This window comes from Acinetobacter sp. YH01005, assembly GCF_013420465.1.
In the GTDB taxonomy this organism is placed as follows: domain Bacteria; phylum Pseudomonadota; class Gammaproteobacteria; order Pseudomonadales; family Moraxellaceae; genus Acinetobacter; species Acinetobacter amyesii.
In genome coordinates this window covers 19,232-36,380 of the sequence record NZ_VOYA01000024.1, presented here as the reverse complement: position 1 = coordinate 36,380, position 17,149 = coordinate 19,232, and the positions used below count along the sequence as shown (strand labels likewise).

The window sequence follows — 17,149 nt, the reverse complement described above, 5'->3', positions numbered from 1 at the left end:
TTACCAGTGATGCATTTATTGATGTATTGAAATCAAATGGCATTCAAATCAGTATGGATGGTAAAGGTCGATGGGTTGATAATGTGATGGTTGAACGATTATGGCGGAGCGTTAAATATGAAGAGGTCTATCTCAAAGCTTATAGCAGTGTCACAGATGCGAAAAAGCAATTGAGTGCATATTTTGAGTTTTATAATCTGAAACGACCTCATTCGAGTCTAGACAAAATGACACCAAATGAGTTTTACTATGACCAGCTACCACAACAAAATAAGGTAGCTTAACTAGAGCAGAGTATCACTTATAAATAAGCTTTTAGTTGTTCAAACATGTGGGACCACCTCTTTTTCACTGGCTTTAGGTAAAGGCCTGGTGCGTGGTTTCTTTTTGGGACGTATCTTTTTGGTTAGCGCTTTATATACATCAGGCTCCATATTTCACCCAATAAAAAACCTCCCGGAGGAGGTTAATTTAAATGCATGTAAAAATTAAAATAACTTAAATATTTTTCCAGTTTTATCACTGTAGAAATGCATATCAAAGCTAGGCTTAATTATTTCATCATCTATATTTAGATAACGGACGCAATCCCCAAAACTATTTGGCTCATCAGATGACTTTTCGCACATAGCTTCTAGTGTATAGACAGCGCCATGTTGATCAACCACATCTAACATTACTTTGTTTAATAAAGTTTCCATGTATTAGCCATCAATCCCAACGATTTCACTCGCTTGGAAACCACGTTGACCTTTTGATACGCTAAATTGTACACGCTGACCTTCAGCAAGTGATTTGAAACCACCTGAAATGATTTGAGAAAAATGAGCAAAAACTTCTTCGCCGTTATCAGCCGCGATGAAACCGAAGCCTTTAGTATCGTTAAACCACTTAACAGTGCCTGTAGTTAAATTTGACATAATAATTTCCTTTAATAATATTTAATATAGAGTTCTTGAAAAAATTAAGAAAATAAATAATTAATTTATAAATAATTTAATTAAAAAATTTTAGCTCTAAGTTGTTCAGGTTTAAGAGTGAGAGTTTAAAAATACAATTTATATAGTTTATTTAGTTCAGTATAAAAAGATTTACCATCAATATTTAAAGTTAGCTTTTGTCCTGACTCTAGGACAACTTGTTTAGCAACTTCAACTAAAGTTTTACCATTCAAATTGCTTTGAATTTTTTTTAACGGAATAATATTCACACGAATTTCATCGCCGTTAGTTGCTGAAGCAGTAGTCCAGCCGTTAGATATGTTCATTTATTGACTCATATAATGAGCTTTTGTAAACAGAATAGTATTAAAAATAAAACCAACTTTAATTTTGGAGATTGTTCACTTAAGAAAAATTTAAACTTATGATATTTACAGTAGCTATGAAATTTAAGAAAGATAAAAAAAATTAAATTAATATCTTAAAAATAGAATTTAAGGAAAACCCACGGATAGCTGCAGGCTTCCCTTGATCGGCATGATGCGAATTCATGCTATGCGTTAACTGTTTGAATTTGATGCTTGAACATCAGAATGGAGGGAATACGCAATTCCGTTAACAACTCAAACACTACCGTTCCGCTTACGGATTCGATCAAACACACTATATCAAATATTTTAATATATACCTAATGTTATCTCAATTTTATTTATATTTCATAACTTATAAATTAACTTTTTTGTTAGCTAGGCATATTCGGGGCATTAGGATTACAACACTTCATACTAATTTCTAAGTCTAGTTTCGCCTGTGCTTTGTCTGTCATATGGTAACATGGTAAGCTTTTAAACAAATGTCTTTTATCTTCTTTTAACCATGTGAAAAAGGCTTTGAAATTGCTGAAATAAGAACATTAATACCAAATGGCAATAAAGCAGATTTCTGAGATCGTCAGATGAGCACGTCTGATTCTTAAAGAATGGCTATTTTGTTTGAGAAAGTTCCAATAAGTTGCTTCAAATTTAAGAAAGAAATCATCAATTACGCAGAATAATTCGGTACTATTGAACATTAGGACTAGAGTTGTGAGTTTTGTGTGGTAACTCAACTGATGGCTCTAGTCTTCTTATTGTCAAGTTTATTTCTTATCCGCGATTCGGGTTAAATAATATCTGGGGGATTAAATAGCTGTTAGTCGAATAGCGAAGACGACACGATCAAGTGGTCTAAAAGAGACTGTAATTTAAATTGTGTAATTGCCTGAATTTGCTACCTTCATATTCACAACGGAGTCAGGCAATATGATGAACGAACAAAAACTAAAAGACCTTGCAGCAGAATTTGCTAAAGGAATCAAAACAGAAGACGATCTAAACCAATTCACCCGATTGTTGACTAAACTCACTGTTGAAACGGCTCTCAATGCCGGACTTACCGAACATCTCGGACATGAAAAAAATGCCCGTAAATCTGGCTCAAATTCACGCAATGGTTATTCTAGTAAGACTGTACTTAGCGATGATGGGGAGATTGAGATCACCACACCAGGTGATCGTTATGGTACTTTCGAACCTCAGTTGATTAAGAAAATCAGACCCGTATCACGCAAATGGATAACCAGATTCTATCCCTTTATGCCAAAGGTATGACCACCCGTGAAATCGTTGCTACCTTCAAGGAAATGTACGATGCCGATGTATCTCCAACGCTCATTTCCAAGGTGACTGATGCCGTCAATGAGCAGGTTGCTGAATGGCAAAACCGTCCGCTGGATGCAATCTACCCCATCGTTTATATGGACTGTATTGTAGTTAAAGTCCGTCATAATGGCAGTGTCATCAACAAGGCTGTATTCCTTGCCTTAGGCATTAATCTTGATGGACACAAAGAACTGCTCAGCATGTGGATGGCTGAGAATGAAGTTGCCAAGTTCTGACTAAATGTTCTGACTGAGCTGAAAAACCGAGGGTTGCAGGATATTCTGATCGCCTGCCTTGCGAAGCAGCGCTTCTCAGGACTAAAAGGCTTTCCTGATGCCATTAACAGCGTATACCCGCAAACCCACATCCAGCTGTGCATTATCCACATGCTACGCAACAGCTTGAAATACGTGTCATGGAAAGATTACAAGGTGGTCACTCAGGATTTAAAAGCCGTTTATCAATCACCCACTGAAGAGGCAGCCTTGATGGCCCTAGATCAATTTGCCCAAACATGGGATGACAAGTACCCACAGATCAGCAAAAGCTGGCGTACGCATTGGGAGAATCTGAATACCTTCTTTGCTTATCCAGCCGAGATACGCAAAGCCATCTACACTACCAACGCAATCGAGTCATTAAACAGCGTAATACGCCAAGCGATCAAAAAACGTAAAGTCTTTCCAACGGATGATTCTGTACGTAAAGTGATTTACCTGGCCATTGATGCAGCATCTAAAAAGTGGAATATGCCGATTCGCGACTGGCGTTTAGCCATGAGCCGCTTTATTATTGAATTCGGTGACCGCTTAAGCAATCACCTTTAAATTGATGAAAAGCAATTACACAAAATTATTTACATGCTCCATTAAAAATACATATCTCCTTTAAATCTAGATTTATATATAAATTTGAGTCTGTCAAATACAAAAAAAACAGCTCCCAACTCAATGAGAACTGTATTTTTAATACTACAAATTGATCGAAATTAAACGGCAAGTACTTTCACAATAATGGTTTGCATGTCTTCATTTTCTTCCGCCAAATAAACACGCTTTAACTCTTTGCTTTTCACTTTGAATTGATGATTTTGATACTGAATTACAGCCGGAATTTGATCAAAATACAGGCTATCTGCGTCTAATTCTTCTTGAAAAAGTGGCGTGCCCAATTGATAGTCTAGGCTTTTTAATACTACATATTTAACAGTCGTTTTCATTGAAATAAACCTACTTTTGTTACGCTCTTTATTTTAAGTTTTAACATCGTTTTCCTTCCGAAGAAACCTTTATTTCATATTTTCGTACAGCTTCTAAACAATCACGCTATTTTCGTGAATTCCACAACACACACAGTACCAACTTAGACTTTTAGTGAAATTACAGGCGAGCGAAATCAATGCTAAAATTTTAAGAATACTAATGATCATTCACCATTCTACTTTGGGGTAAGCACATGCTTAAACTGTGTTGCGATGCTTTAGAACAAAAATCCATGACTATCGCGTTTATCGAGAGTGCGAGCTCTGGTTATTTATGTAGCCAATTTTCAATTTATAAGAATAGTGGTGCAGATATCTTGTTAGGTGGTCTTGTCAGCTATGATCCATCGATCAAGCGTGAAATTTTAAAAGTAGATCCTCTACTAATAGAAAAATTTACGGCCGAATCCGCAGAAGTGACTCAAGCGATGGCTGAGCAAGGACAACAACTATTTTTTCATGCGGACTTCGTGGTGGCCTGCACCGGATTACTCAAACCCGGTGGCAGTGCAACCGTAGAAAAACCCGAAGGAACATTTTATATTTCAATCTTACATGATGGTCGTATCTATAATTATCATTATTTTATTTTGGGTACGGCTTTAGAACGCCTAGATCAGTTAACTGAAAATGTTGCTCACAGTGTATTAGACATCTTAAATGCAGAATAAAACATACATAATCTTCATATTTAAATATCATTTTGCATCGCATACTGTATTGAGGAATTTACTTATCAGGACAAGAAAATGCAGCTACGTCATTTCAATGCATTCGCAATTAGCACCCTACTGTCCTGCTCTGCTTTCGCGACGGTAGGCGGCCCTCAAAACATTGAGGTTTTAGGTTTTGATAAAAAAGACCAAAAAATCTATTTAATGCGTCATTTTGAAGATGGTCGTGGTCGTTTACCACAATTATATTATTATCAATTAAATAGCCAAAAACCGACGCAATTAATTACAGTGAAGTCTTTGTATATTAATCCAAAGACAAAACGGATTGATTACGATCAAGACAGCACCCAGTTTGATAAAGAAATCGCGAAAATAAAAAAACGTTTAGTCAAATTAACACCAGTAAATAACAATAATGCTCGAATACAGTTATTAACAACCATGAATGGCACTGCTAAATCATGGTATGACCCCACTGAAACCATTGATAAATGGACCTATCAATATCGTGTTAAAAATTCGCAGTATAAAAGCGCTGTACAAAAGGCTGAGACCTATAAAGAAGGTTTAAAAATCTCTAAAACTTATCGTGTAGTGCAAAAGCCTTTTTATTTAGTAACTGTTAAATATCTAGGGATTCCATTTGAAACAGGATATAGCGTTGAAGATCCAGTTTTATTAACCAAATAGATTGTTAAATTAAATAACAAATAATAAAAAAGCCTCTTTTGAGGCTTTTTTATTACACTTAAAATTATGCTGCAGAACGCTCTGCAATTGGCACAACTTTACGTAATTCCGGACCTGTATAGTCCGCACTTGGGCGAATAATACGATTGTCCGCACGCTGCTCCATTACATGTGCAGCCCAGCCTGTTACACGTGACATTACAAAAATTGGCGTAAACAATTTCGTTGCAATATCCATGAAGTGATAAGCCGATGCATGGAAGAAATCTGCATTACAGAACAGTTTCTTCTCACGCCACATCACTTCTTCACAGCGTACTGATACTGGATAAAGTACCGTATCGCCAACGTCTTTCGCTAGGCGTTCAGACCAGATTTTGATGATGCCGTTACGTGGGTCATTGTCTTTATAAATCGCATGACCAAAGCCCATGATCTTTTCTTTACGCTCAAGTTTGCCGAGCATTTCACGTTCAGCTTCTTCAGGAGTCGTCCAGTTTTCAATCATTTCCATCGCAGCTTCGTTTGCACCACCGTGGAGTGGACCACGAAGTGAACCAATTGCACCTGTGATACATGAATGCATATCTGACAATGTTGAAGCACATACACGTGCTGTGAAAGTAGATGCGTTAAACTCATGCTCTGCATACAAAATCAGTGATACGTTCATCACTTGCTCATGCAATTCATTTGGTTTTTCACCACGAAGTAAATGCAAGAATTGAGCGCCAATTGAATCATCATCGGTATTTTCTTCTACACGTACGCCGTCATGGCTAAAACGATACCAGTAGCAGATGATCGCAGGAAGCGTTGCCAAAATACGATCTGCAACATCTTGTTGTTCATCGAATGATTTTTCTGTTTCAAGGTTACCTAACATTGAAACGCCTGTACGCATCACGTCCATTGGGTGTGAGTCAGCAGGAATACGCTCTAAAACTTCTTTCAACGCTTGTGGTAATTGACGCAGTGATTTGAGTTTGGCTTTGTATGCTGCAAGCTGTTCTGTTGTTGGTAATTCACCAAAGAAAATCAGGTACGCGACTTCTTCAAACTGACAGTTTTCTGCCAAGTCTTGAACGTCATAACCACGATAGGTTAAGCCCGCACCACTTTTGCCTACAGTTGACAATGCAGTTTTACCAGCTACTTGTCCGCGCAGTCCTGCGCCCGTGAGTACTTTTCCTTCAGCCATTTTTTATTTTCCTTCAGTGAACAATTTATCTAAGGTGTTTTCAAAAGTGTGATAATCGAGGAATTGATAGAGTTCTTTTCGTTGTTGCATTTTATCCAGTACATTGACTTGTGTACCGTCATTGCGGATTGCATGCATCACTTCGAGTGCCGCTTTTTGCATTGCACGTGTCGGAGACAATGGATAAAGCACCATTGAAATGCCTTGCTCGCCTAGTTCTTCTTTGGTGTAGTAAGGGGTATCACCAAACTCTGTAATGTTTGCCAGTACAGGTACACCAACAGCGTCGCAGACTGTTTTGTACATGGTAATATCAGTCATTGCTTCAGCAAAGATCGCATCTGCACCTGCTTCTACACAGGCACATGCACGGTCGATCACTGCTTGCAAACCTTCTTTTTGTAATGCATCTGTACGTGCCATCACCACAAAGTTTGAATCGGTTTTTGCATCGACTGCCGCTTTAATACGGTCAACCATTTCTTGTTGTGACACGATTTCTTTGTTCGGACGGTGTCCGCAGCGTTTTTGTGCCACTTGGTCTTCGATGTGAACTGCTGCTGCACCCGCAGCAATCATTTGTTTCACAGTACGGGCAATATTAAATGCACCGCCCCAACCTGTGTCGATATCGACAAGTAATGGTGTATCTACACGTTCGGTAATACGACGAACATCTTCCAAAACATTGTCTAAACTGGTCATGCCTAAGTCAGGTAAACCATATGAATAGTTCGCAACACCTGCACCAGATAAATATATCGCTTTATAGCCAACTTCTTTTGCCATCATTGCTGCATAGGCATTTACTGTGCCAATGATTTGTAATGGTTTTTCTACTTCCAATGCTTGTCTAAATCTTAAGCCTGCAGACGTTTGTTGTGTCATATTCCTTTCCACGGCATTTACTTTAATTTTCGAAGTTTGAGTATATCCATATTTTTTTCCAACTCTATGGCTTTGTAGAATATTAACTCTAAAACTTTAGTCAAATATTTCACTTATCACCTATCTGTTGTTATTCTTTAGTCAAAGATCTCTAATTTATAAGCAAAGCAGAAAAGTACTAATTTTTTTGCTATAATTATCGTCAAATCAGCTCTTTTTTTGTTAAAAATTATCACTTTATGCAAGATTTAATACACATTGAACCTCTAACGCATGACCAGCCACAAACGCGGCGCGGACATGAACGATGTGTTGCGCTTTTAGAAAGTGCTACGGAGCTTTTTTTAAAACGTGGTTTTGATGCAGTTTCATTAGATGACATCGTGAATCATGCAGGTGGTTCAAAAGCGTCAATCTATAAATATTTTGGTAATAAAGACGGATTATTTAAGGCCATTTGTGACTATCGTCGCTGCTTATTTTTCAAAGATATTTGCCTACCATTTACGGTGAGCCCTGACACCGATATTCGTGCTTATCTCATCAATACTTTAAGTGACTTTCATCAGCATATCGTGATGCCTGAAAATGCGGCATTTATGCGGTTAGTCTTAGAACAAACAGGACGTAATCCTGAAATAGCACGTTATATTCATGAGCAAGGCCCAAAACAAATTCAGAACACCGTTGCGGAAATTTTATATCAAGCACATCAACACGGTTTGCTGTATTGTGAAAACCCGCTGTTTTCGGCTCAATTTTATTTTGGAATTTTGCGAAATTTAGAATGGCGCGTTCTCATGGGCATCACCATTGATGAAAATGATCAAGAAACCATCAATTACATCAGTTATTGCGTCGATCGTTTCCTAGACGGTCACCAAAAGCGCTAGATTTTTTGCAATTTACCTCTCTTATAGTATATTAATCGATTCCTTTTTCTCTAACCAACCAACAACTAATTGTTGTTTTGTTTTTTGATTCAGCAATTATTGTGGAGTAACAATGGCTCTACGTCACTTTCTAACTTTACGCGATTTATCGACTTTAGAACTTAATCAAATTGTACAGCGCGGTATCGAACTCAAGCGCAAACAGCATAACAATGAAGTTTTCCAACCTTTCGTTGGTAAAGTCATGGGCATGATTTTTGAGAAATCGAGCACCCGTACACGTGTATCGTTTGAAGCAGGAATGAGCCAATTTGGTGGTAGCGCAATTTTCCTTTCATCTCGTGACTCTCAATTAGGTCGTGGTGAGCCAGTAGAAGATTCTGCACGTGTGATTTCAAGCATGCTTGATATTGTGATGATTCGTACTTTTGGTCATGACATTGTTGAACGTTTTGCTTCTTATTCAAAAGTTCCTGTCATCAATGCATTAACAGATGATCACCACCCTTGCCAATTACTTGCCGATGTTCAAACATTCGTTGAACACCGTGGTTCTATTGAAGGTAAAACGGTTGCTTGGATTGGTGATGGCAACAATATGTGTAACTCATATATTGAAGCTGCTCATATGTGGGGCTTTAAATTAAAAATCGCTGCACCTAAGGGCTATGAACCTAAAGCTGAATTTTTATCTGAATTTGCACACTGTGTGGAACTTGTTGATTCTGCCGAAGATGCTGCGGTTAATGCAGATTTAATCGTGACAGATGTTTGGGCAAGTATGGGCCAAGAAGAAGAACAAAAAATTCGTGAAAAAGCGTTTGCTGATTATCAAGTGAATGAACGCCTGATGGATCTTGCTCACGCTGACTGCCTATTTATGCACTGCTTACCTGCGCATCGTGGCGAAGAAATTTCTGAAAATATGCTTGACCACAAAAATGCTGTGGTTTGGGATGAAGCTGAAAATCGCTTACATGCACAAAAAGCACTTGTTGAATTCTTAATTAACGAAAATCTTAAAAAAGACTAAGGTTTTACTTAGATAAAAAAGCACCTTCGGGTGCTTTTTTTGTTTTTGCATGCTTTAATAAAACCATAACTTTTATAAGTGATTAAGATTATGCGTTTAAGAAATATTTGCTTATTGGCTCTTGGATTGAGCTTATCTACTTTTAGCTTTGCTGGTGAACCAAGTGAATTAGATCAATACCTCGTAAAAAAAGGAATTTTGGATGCTGCATACCAAATCAAAAATAAAGCTGCATTAGATGAAATACTTTCTGCCATAAGTGACGAGGACTCTCGTACTCTTCCTTTTCAAGTTGACCAAAATATGTTGATGGAAAAAATGGAAGTTTCAGCAGATAAAATAGAAATCGAAGGAATTATCACCACACCTGACTTTACACAATTTGCAGAATCAGTGGGTCAACAGCAAGTCAAACAACTGATCAAAAAGAATTCTCTACAAAATTGTGAATTGCTATTTGAGCATCAATTTCAACGTGTAAATCCATATGTATTGGAAATGGATTTATCTTCACCTCAACAGAAATACGAAATAAAAATCCACAACGCTGAATGTAAATTTAAATAAAAATCTGATTTCTTACAGCTCCTGGTTTAACTTCTGCAATATTAAACTTAACGAATTAAACCTTGAGGCTGTAATGCAATCACAGCTGCACCTACCAATACAATGACACCACCTAGCATATCCCAACGTGTTAGAGTTACGTGATCGACAAAACGCAACCACAGTAATGCAGAGAAAATGTAGATTCCGCCATAGGCTGCATAAATGCGACCCGAAGCTGCTGGATGCAAAGTCAATAACCAAACAAATGCAGCCAATGCAAGGGCTGTTGGAATCCATAACCACTGCGATTTTTGCTGATTTAAAATCAAATATGGGAAGTAACAGCCTAAAATTTCCATCAATGCTGTTAGTGCAAATAAACCGAAAGTGGTCAGCACTTTTGTTAATGATACGTCCATCATTGAGAAATCCAAATCTAGCGTTGAATAAATATAAAAAACCCGTGCAAGCACGGGTTTTTGTTAATTAAATTGATTAAGCAAGTTCAGCGGTTTGGTCTTCAAACACTTCGAGTTTTAAGCCCACTGCTTTGCCATTTTCTTTCTTCACTGAAACAGCAACATTGCCGCCATGTTCCGCAAGCTCACCAAACAAAATCATTTCAGCAAGCGGTTTTTTCAAATGCTCTTGGATTAAACGCTGCATTGGACGAGCGCCCATCAAGCGATCGTATCCTTGCTCGGCCATCCATTCGCGTGCATCTTGATCGACTTCAAGAACCACTTTCTTGTCATCTAACTGTGCCTGAAGCTCTGTTAAGAACTTATCAACCACACTTTCAATGACCGTTGTTGGCAATGCTTTAAATTGAATTACACCATCTAAACGGTTACGGAACTCTGGAGAGAAGGCTTTTTTCATCGCGTCTTGGTTGTCATTACTGTTGTCTTGGTCCATGAAACCAATGCTCACTCGTGAAATTGATTCTGCACCAATATTCGTAGTCAGTACTAACACGACGTTACGAAAGTCAGATTTACGACCATTGTTGTCCGTTAATGAACCATGATCCATAATTTGAAGTAACAAATTAAAGACATCTGGATGCGCTTTCTCAATTTCGTCTAGTAAAAGTACGCAATGCGGATTTTTATGAATCGCGTCGGTCAACAAACCTCCTTGATCAAAACCTACATAACCCGGAGGCGCACCAATTAAACGAGATACGGCATGACGTTCCATGTATTCAGACATATCGAAACGCACAAGTTCAACGCCTAACAATTTTGCCAATTGCTTAGTGACTTCAGTTTTACCCACGCCTGTAGGACCAGCAAATACAAAATTACCCACTGGCTTATCTGGTGCTTTAAGACCTGCACGAGATAATTTAATCGCAGATGCAAGCGCTTCAATCGCTTCATCTTGACCAAACACCACACGTTTCAGATCACGCTCTAGATTTTCAAGAACGCTCTTGTCATCTTTAGAGACAGTTTTCGGTGGAATACGCGCAATTTTCGAAACGATATCTTCAATGTTTTCAACTGAAATGACTGTATCATCTTGCTCAGCTTTTAAACGACGCTGCGCACCAGCTTCATCAATCACATCAATGGCTTTATCAGGCAAGAAACGATCATTGATAAATTTCGCTGATAGTTCAACCGCAGAAACCAACGCTTGATCTTCGTATTTCACATGATGGAATTCTTCAAATTTGCCTTTTAAGCCACGCAGAATATCAATCGTTTCTGAAATAGATGGTTCATTGACATCAATTTTTTGGAAACGACGAGATAATGCATGATCTTTTTCAAAAACTTGACGATATTCTTGGAAAGTCGTTGAACCGATACAACGTAAAGTACCATTCGCCAAAGCTGGCTTGATGAGGTTCGATGCATCCATCGTGCTGCCCATACTTGAGCCTGCACCGATGATCATGTGAATTTCATCAATAAATAAAATAGCTTCAGGCTTTTTCTTCAAGGCATTTAGCAGTTGTTTTAAACGCTTTTCAAAATCACCACGGTATTTAGTTCCAGCAACTAAAGCACCAATGTCTAAACTAAATACTTCTGCATTTTCAAGCGGTTTAGGAGCTTTGCCATTTACAATGAGCCAAGCCAAACCTTCAGCAATCGAAGTTTTACCGACACCTGGGTCACCCACCAAAAGTGGGTTGTTTTTACGACGGCGGCACAGAATTTGAGCTGTACGTTCAATTTCTTTTTCACGACCAATCAGTGGATCTGTTTTGCCTTTTTGAGCTTCAACATTGAGATTGGTCGTATAAAGCTCTAATGGGCCAGAATTTGAAGACGTGGTGCTTTCACCATCGAGCTCTTCAATTTCCTCTTCAGCTTGGACTTCATCTTTACGTGTGCCATGTGACAAATACTGCGTTAATGTCAAACGGTTGATTTGATGGCGTTTAAGTAAATACACCGCAAATGAATCACGCTCTGAATACATCGCAACTAAAATGTCTGCACCTTCTACAGTGCGGTCATTACCACTCGATTGAACATGGAAAATTGCACGCTGCAAAATACGATCAAAACTTTCTGTAGGATGTGGTGCTTGATCGCTATTTTCGCCAAGCTTAGGGGTATGTTGTTCTACGTATTCTTCAAGTTCTTTGCGAAGTACAATAATGTCTGCGCCACATGCTTTCAATGCATTAACAGCGGAATCATTATCCAGTAAAGCCAATAATAAATGTTCTACCGTCAAAAATTCATGTCTCTTTTGACGAGCCATGCTGACAGCCAAACGTAGTGATACTTCTAATTGACGACTGAGCATGTAATCCCCTTATTAATCTTTTGGCTCAATCTGACAAAGTAATGGATGACTTTGCGACCGAGCGTAATTATTGACCTGATTTGCTTTAGTCTCTGCGATGTCTCGCGGATAAACCCCTGCAACACCCTTTCCTTCATAATGTACAGTTAGCATTACTTGAGTGGCTTGGTCAAGATTCAAAGCAAAGTATTGTTGTAAAATTTCAATTACAAAGTCCATTGGGGTGTAATCATCGTTCATTAAAACGACAGCATACATAGGAGGACGCTTTAACTCAGGTGGCGCAGTCAATACTTGAATGTCTGAATCACCATCATCCTGCGTACCTTGGCTGAGAGTCGGGTTTAGATGCCAGTCCACTAAACCAGATTGGTAAAATGAATTTTTAATGTCAGATAAACACGTTTGACGCTTATTGGTTCGCATAGGATTTAGGTTTCACACTTAGTTTGCACTTGCTTCAGTTTGAGGAATTTCTGAAAGGAAGGTAGATTGATTTTCAACAGGCTGACCTTTCGACCAACTAAAACGGCGAATAACGGGTTTAGAACCGCTTAAACGCACTTCAATAAAGTCTGGACTAAAGCCTTTTGGCATGGTCCAACGTCCAGTGAGTCGCTCACTTTCGCTAAAGTTAAAGTTTTTGTCCTCTAAAGGCACTACAAGTACTTCTGTACCCTTAATTAAACGCAGCTCAACACTTCCAGACACATTACTTTTTGACGGACTTACTTGAACGAGATCAAGTTGGTATTCATACGCATTTTCAGGTAACGGTTTAATCGCTAAATGTTGTACTGCAAGCGGCATACCACCACGTTGGCGCAATACTTCACGATACAAAACACCCAAATTACCGGTTAACTCTTGATCATCACGTGCTTTTTTAACAGCCAAATATAAATCATTTGAATTACTTACAGCAACATCACGCTCTTGAATTGCCGCATTCAAACTTTTATTCAGGCCTGCTAATTCAGTTTTTTGCTTTTGCACCACATCAACAAGTTGCTCTGCATCTGCATCATAACCGACCACAGTTAAGCCCTGACGATGACCAATACTATATCCGAGCAAACCGCTGCTCAATGCAAGTACAACTGCACCAATCGCCAGTGGCATATTCGTCTTCATAAAAGGCGTTTTTTCACTGTTTTCAGGTTCTGACTTGAAATTAGATTCTGTATTCGACATCGTCATCTCTTATTTTTAGTTCACTCAAGGCACACATTTAAATCCAGTTTTAAATGTGTGTGAAGTTTTAAATCGTTTCTTATGGTAATAAACCAATGCCTTGAAGTCCTGCATTTTCAGCAAAACTAAACATCAAGTTCATATTTTGTACGGCTTGACCTGCTGCACCTTTCACCAAGTTGTCTTGAGCCACCAAAATCACTAATTTTTTCGGTTGAGGTTTGCAAATCGCAATACGTAATTGGTTCGCACCACGCACAGTACGTGTTTCAGGTGAGCTACCTGCAGGCATAACATCTACAAACTGCTCATTGGCATAGAACTGTTCATATATACTTTGTAAATCCGCAGAAGCACCTGCGTCTGTCAAATCAATATAGATAGTGCTGAGCATGCCACGAATCATTGGTACTAAATGTGGTACGAATAAAATTTCGTTAAACACACCTTTTTGACCTGAAATATTTTCCAAGGCTTCTACAATTTCAGGGTGATGACGGTGACCCGCTACACCATAAGCTTTAAAGTTATCTGCATTTTCAGAATAGATCATACCCAGGCTGGCTTTACGACCTGCACCAGACACACCTGATTTTGCATCAATAATAATGCTTTCAGGTTTCACTAATCCTTCAGCTTTTAATACTGGCGCTAAACCGAGCTGAACAGTTGTTGGGTAACAACCTGGGTTACCAATCACTGAAGCCTTTTGAATTTTTTCACGGTTTAATTCAGACAAACCGTAAACTGAATCTTTTAATAATTCTGGGCAAGCATGGTCGAGGCCATACCATTTCTCAAATTGAGCTAAGTCTTGCAAGCGGAAGTCAGCAGCAAGGTCAATCACTTTAGTATTTGCAGCAACTAACTCTTCTGCGTGTTTCATTGCAACACCGTGCGGCGTCGCAAAGAATACAACGTCACATTGTTTTAGTTCTTCAATATTTAGATCTGAATAGCAAAGGTCTGTATGTGCACGCAAGCTTGGGAACATATCATCCACACGGCGGCCATTTTCAGTACGCGAAGTTAAAACTTTCACTTCTGCATTTGGGTGTCGCAGTAAAATACGCAGTAATTCAACACCTGTGTAACCTGTACCGCCGACAATACCTACTGAAATCACGCTCTTTACCTCTATTCAAAGTATCCATTTGATGACTGCGTAGTATGACAGGAAGTTACGGTTTTCTGAACTGTTTTGACATATAAAGCTTCACTTTATAATGTTAACTTATCTTCTGAATCCTATTAAGTCAGATCATGCATATAAATCCTGATCATTACCTATCCACAGCTCAAGGTCGTGTCTTCACTAAAGAAAGAAATATTCCAGCATGACAATGCTGTTTTGACGCTTTTAAGCATGAATTAAAAACTAACCCAAAGGTTAAAATCATTTATATATTGATCGGATGCCAAGGGGCTGGGAAATCAACTTGGGCCAAAAACCAAATATCCCGCGAACCTGAAAATATTATTTTTGATGCTATTTTAGTAAAGCAATCTGAACGTCTACCGATAATTGAGCAAGCTAAATAATTGGGTAAAAAATGCGTTGCTGTATGGTTTCAAATCCCGCTCGAAGTATGCATAAAAAGAAACGCTCAACGCCCTTCAGATGAAATAGTCGATCTGATGGCATTAACCAATGTTTATTACGCATTAGAACCGCCTACATACCAAGAAGGATTTGATTTAATTGAAATAATATATTAAGAAATGCTTTAGTGTTTACAACTTAGTGCCTTTAATTCAGAGCACCCACCACCAAGGCATTGCCGTCATTTTTAGTATTTTTCGATGCTGCTGAAAATTTATATCATGCTTTTGCACTTCTGCCCAAAAATTTGAACTGTGGTCAAAGTGCTTAGTATGCGCTAACTCATGTACAGCCACATAACGCGTGATTTCCAACGGAAAAAGTACCAGCCCACTATTCAACATAATGTCATGCTTTGCAGAACAGCTCCCCCAGCGAGTTTTGGGCTGACGAATTGAGCAATCACCATATTTCAAGCCTGTTTCACTGCTCACTTTCTTTAAATAAATTGGTAAATACTCTTTGGCATAAGCAATCACAAAGCTTTTTAAATATTGCTCAGGCTGTCGATCACTGATGAATAGCTGATGATTTACTTCATTTAAGATGAATGAGTGTTTTTGAGTTTGATATACAACCTGCAACGGCCGTTCTAAATTAAAGAGTTTTAATTCTACTGGAAGCGTTTTATCAATCTGCCCTGATTTTTCCTGCTGCTTTTGCCATGTCTCAATCATCCATTGTTCTGATTGTTTTAAAAATTCTTGAACTTGACGCTGTGTACAAAACTGGGGAACTGTTAATTTAATTTGCGTTGGTTCTACACGCAGTCTTAAGCGTGTGGCACGTAATTTTCGAGTGATTTGAATTTCAGGAAGGTTTGGTGTCATTTATTTTTTTATTAAAAGCTTTTAAACAATGCATAAATTGAATTTTAAGCAGTTTTCAAAAAGTATATTGGGGGTTCCTTCTCCCTCTGGGAGAAGGTTAGGATGAGGGGGACTTTTAAATTGACCTCTCCCTAACCCTCTCCTCAAAGGAGAGGGAACTTCCATTAGAAATTTAAATATAAATCGAAACTCTATTTACATTTAAATTTTCTATAGATTAAACCGCAGTACGCTCTTCAATACCGTTATCAGTTGCAACAACAGCAATATCAGCTTTGTTTAATGCAAAGATACCGTTACACACTACACCTGGTATGTCATTCAAAGTCTTTTCAAGTTCCAATGCATTTAGGATATTTAAGTTGTGTACGTCTAAAATTACATTACCGTTATCTGTTACTACGCCTTCACGGTACACAGGATCGCCGCCTAAAGAAACGATTTTACGTGCCACAGCAGAACGTGCCATTGGAATCACTTCTACAGGAAGCGGAAATTCACGTGCCAACTGATCAACCCATTTAGAATCATCTACGATACATACGAATTTTTTCGCAATAGATGCCACGATTTTTTCACGAGTCAACGCAGCGCCGCCGCCTTTAATCATGTGCATATGACGGTCAATTTCGTCAGCGCCATCCACATAGGCATCTAAACCGCCAACGTGGTTCATATCAACCACTTCAATGCCTAATTTTTTCAAACGCTGTGCAGTTGCTTCAGAACTCGCAACAGCGGCTTCGAGTTGAAGCTCTGGCAATAATTCGATGAGGAAGTTCACAGTACTTCCTGTACCAACACCCAAAATACCGCCCTTTGGCAAATGCTTTAACGCAGCTTTTGCGGCAGCTTGTTTCTTTTCATCTTGGGTAGCATACAGACTCATAACTTGGCTCAACTATTTTTTGACATTT

19 protein-coding genes and 2 pseudogenes are annotated in these 17,149 nt (G+C 38.6%); 7 read left to right on the top strand and 14 right to left on the bottom strand.

Annotated elements, in window-relative coordinates:
- The coding region (locus FTT72_RS13890) for an integrase core domain-containing protein (RefSeq protein WP_004777403.1) at positions 1-284 on the top strand (284 nt) is incomplete at its 5' end.
- Between the two features lie 204 nt (positions 285-488).
- Here the strand turns inward: FTT72_RS13890 and FTT72_RS13885 are convergent.
- From FTT72_RS13885 to FTT72_RS13870, 4 genes and pseudogenes are all read right to left on the bottom strand, one after another.
- Complete coding sequence (locus tag FTT72_RS13885) at positions 489-701, bottom strand: hypothetical protein (protein WP_078193454.1); 213 nt, start codon at positions 699-701, stop codon at positions 489-491.
- Positions 702-704: 3 nt separating this feature from the next.
- A complete protein-coding gene (locus FTT72_RS13880; RefSeq protein ID WP_067766972.1) occupies positions 705-920 on the bottom strand; it encodes a cold-shock protein in 216 nt (71 codons plus the stop codon).
- 125 nt (positions 921-1,045) lie between these two features.
- Positions 1,046-1,267, bottom strand: coding sequence for a transposase (locus FTT72_RS13875; RefSeq protein WP_067766975.1), 222 nt, complete (start codon positions 1,265-1,267; stop codon positions 1,046-1,048).
- A gap of 503 nt (positions 1,268-1,770) precedes the next feature.
- Positions 1,771-2,013, bottom strand: a pseudogene (locus FTT72_RS13870) (IS982 family transposase); the annotation flags it as partial.
- A 232-nt stretch (positions 2,014-2,245) separates the two neighbouring features.
- Between FTT72_RS13870 and FTT72_RS13865 the strand changes: the two are divergent.
- Positions 2,246-3,468 (top strand): annotated as a pseudogene (locus FTT72_RS13865) (IS256 family transposase).
- A gap of 161 nt (positions 3,469-3,629) precedes the next feature.
- Here FTT72_RS13865 and FTT72_RS13860 read toward each other — a convergent pair.
- Positions 3,630-3,860 (bottom strand): hypothetical protein, encoded by a 231-nt coding sequence (locus FTT72_RS13860; RefSeq protein ID WP_078190858.1) that lies wholly within the window; start codon positions 3,858-3,860, stop codon positions 3,630-3,632.
- Between the two features lie 236 nt (positions 3,861-4,096).
- Here FTT72_RS13860 and FTT72_RS13855 point away from each other — a divergent pair, with 236 nt between their 5' ends.
- Together FTT72_RS13855 and FTT72_RS13850 are read left to right on the top strand one after the other, a co-directional pair.
- Positions 4,097-4,573, top strand: a complete 477-nt coding sequence (locus FTT72_RS13855) for a CinA family protein (RefSeq protein WP_180041411.1) — start codon at positions 4,097-4,099, stop codon at positions 4,571-4,573.
- A 78-nt stretch (positions 4,574-4,651) separates the two neighbouring features.
- Entirely contained in the window at positions 4,652-5,269 is a 618-nt protein-coding gene (locus tag FTT72_RS13850; RefSeq protein ID WP_180041410.1) for an aminotransferase, read from the top strand.
- A 64-nt stretch (positions 5,270-5,333) separates the two neighbouring features.
- On the opposite strand, the gene prpC is transcribed toward FTT72_RS13850, so the two are convergent.
- Together prpC and prpB are read right to left on the bottom strand one after the other, a co-directional pair.
- A complete protein-coding gene (gene prpC / locus FTT72_RS13845; protein WP_180041409.1) occupies positions 5,334-6,470 on the bottom strand; it encodes a 2-methylcitrate synthase in 1,137 nt (378 codons plus the stop codon).
- 3 nt (positions 6,471-6,473) lie between these two features.
- Positions 6,474-7,358, bottom strand: a complete 885-nt coding sequence (gene prpB, locus FTT72_RS13840) for a methylisocitrate lyase (protein ID WP_078188636.1) — start codon at positions 7,356-7,358, stop codon at positions 6,474-6,476.
- Positions 7,359-7,597: 239 nt separating this feature from the next.
- Between prpB and FTT72_RS13835 the strand changes: the two genes are divergently transcribed.
- The 3 genes from FTT72_RS13835 (at position 7,598) to FTT72_RS13825 (ending at position 9,851) form a co-directional block, all read left to right on the top strand.
- On the top strand, positions 7,598-8,251 hold the full coding sequence (locus FTT72_RS13835) for a TetR/AcrR family transcriptional regulator (protein ID WP_111883702.1): 654 nt from the start codon (positions 7,598-7,600) through the stop codon (positions 8,249-8,251).
- A gap of 112 nt (positions 8,252-8,363) precedes the next feature.
- Positions 8,364-9,284, top strand: coding sequence for an ornithine carbamoyltransferase (gene argF / locus FTT72_RS13830; protein WP_078193464.1), 921 nt, complete (start codon positions 8,364-8,366; stop codon positions 9,282-9,284).
- A 90-nt stretch (positions 9,285-9,374) separates the two neighbouring features.
- A complete protein-coding gene (locus tag FTT72_RS13825) occupies positions 9,375-9,851 on the top strand; it encodes a hypothetical protein (protein WP_180178561.1) in 477 nt (158 codons plus the stop codon).
- Between the two features lie 47 nt (positions 9,852-9,898).
- On the opposite strand, the gene FTT72_RS13820 is transcribed toward FTT72_RS13825, so the two are convergent.
- The 7 genes from FTT72_RS13820 to rpiA all read right to left on the bottom strand — a co-directional run bounded on the left by FTT72_RS13820 (position 9,899) and on the right by rpiA (position 17,121).
- Positions 9,899-10,252, bottom strand: a complete 354-nt coding sequence (locus FTT72_RS13820) for a YnfA family protein (RefSeq protein WP_180177366.1) — start codon at positions 10,250-10,252, stop codon at positions 9,899-9,901.
- Positions 10,253-10,328: 76 nt separating this feature from the next.
- Positions 10,329-12,605, bottom strand: coding sequence for an ATP-dependent Clp protease ATP-binding subunit ClpA (gene clpA, locus FTT72_RS13815; RefSeq protein WP_180178560.1), 2,277 nt, complete (start codon positions 12,603-12,605; stop codon positions 10,329-10,331).
- 12 nt (positions 12,606-12,617) lie between these two features.
- Positions 12,618-13,031, bottom strand: coding sequence for an ATP-dependent Clp protease adapter ClpS (gene clpS / locus FTT72_RS13810; protein ID WP_078188641.1), 414 nt, complete (start codon positions 13,029-13,031; stop codon positions 12,618-12,620).
- Between the two features lie 18 nt (positions 13,032-13,049).
- Entirely contained in the window at positions 13,050-13,799 is a 750-nt protein-coding gene (locus tag FTT72_RS13805; protein ID WP_180178559.1) for a hypothetical protein, read from the bottom strand.
- Positions 13,800-13,878: 79 nt separating this feature from the next.
- The gene (gene argC / locus FTT72_RS13800; protein WP_180007810.1) at positions 13,879-14,925 is read right to left on the bottom strand and encodes an N-acetyl-gamma-glutamyl-phosphate reductase; all 1,047 of its coding nucleotides are present in this window, start codon (positions 14,923-14,925) and stop codon (positions 13,879-13,881) included.
- A gap of 629 nt (positions 14,926-15,554) precedes the next feature.
- Entirely contained in the window at positions 15,555-16,232 is a 678-nt protein-coding gene (locus FTT72_RS13795) for a SprT family zinc-dependent metalloprotease (protein WP_180178558.1), read from the bottom strand.
- A 217-nt stretch (positions 16,233-16,449) separates the two neighbouring features.
- Positions 16,450-17,121, bottom strand: a complete 672-nt coding sequence (gene rpiA, locus FTT72_RS13790; RefSeq protein WP_078188646.1) for a ribose-5-phosphate isomerase RpiA — start codon at positions 17,119-17,121, stop codon at positions 16,450-16,452.
- Positions 17,122-17,149: the final 28 nt, after the last annotated feature.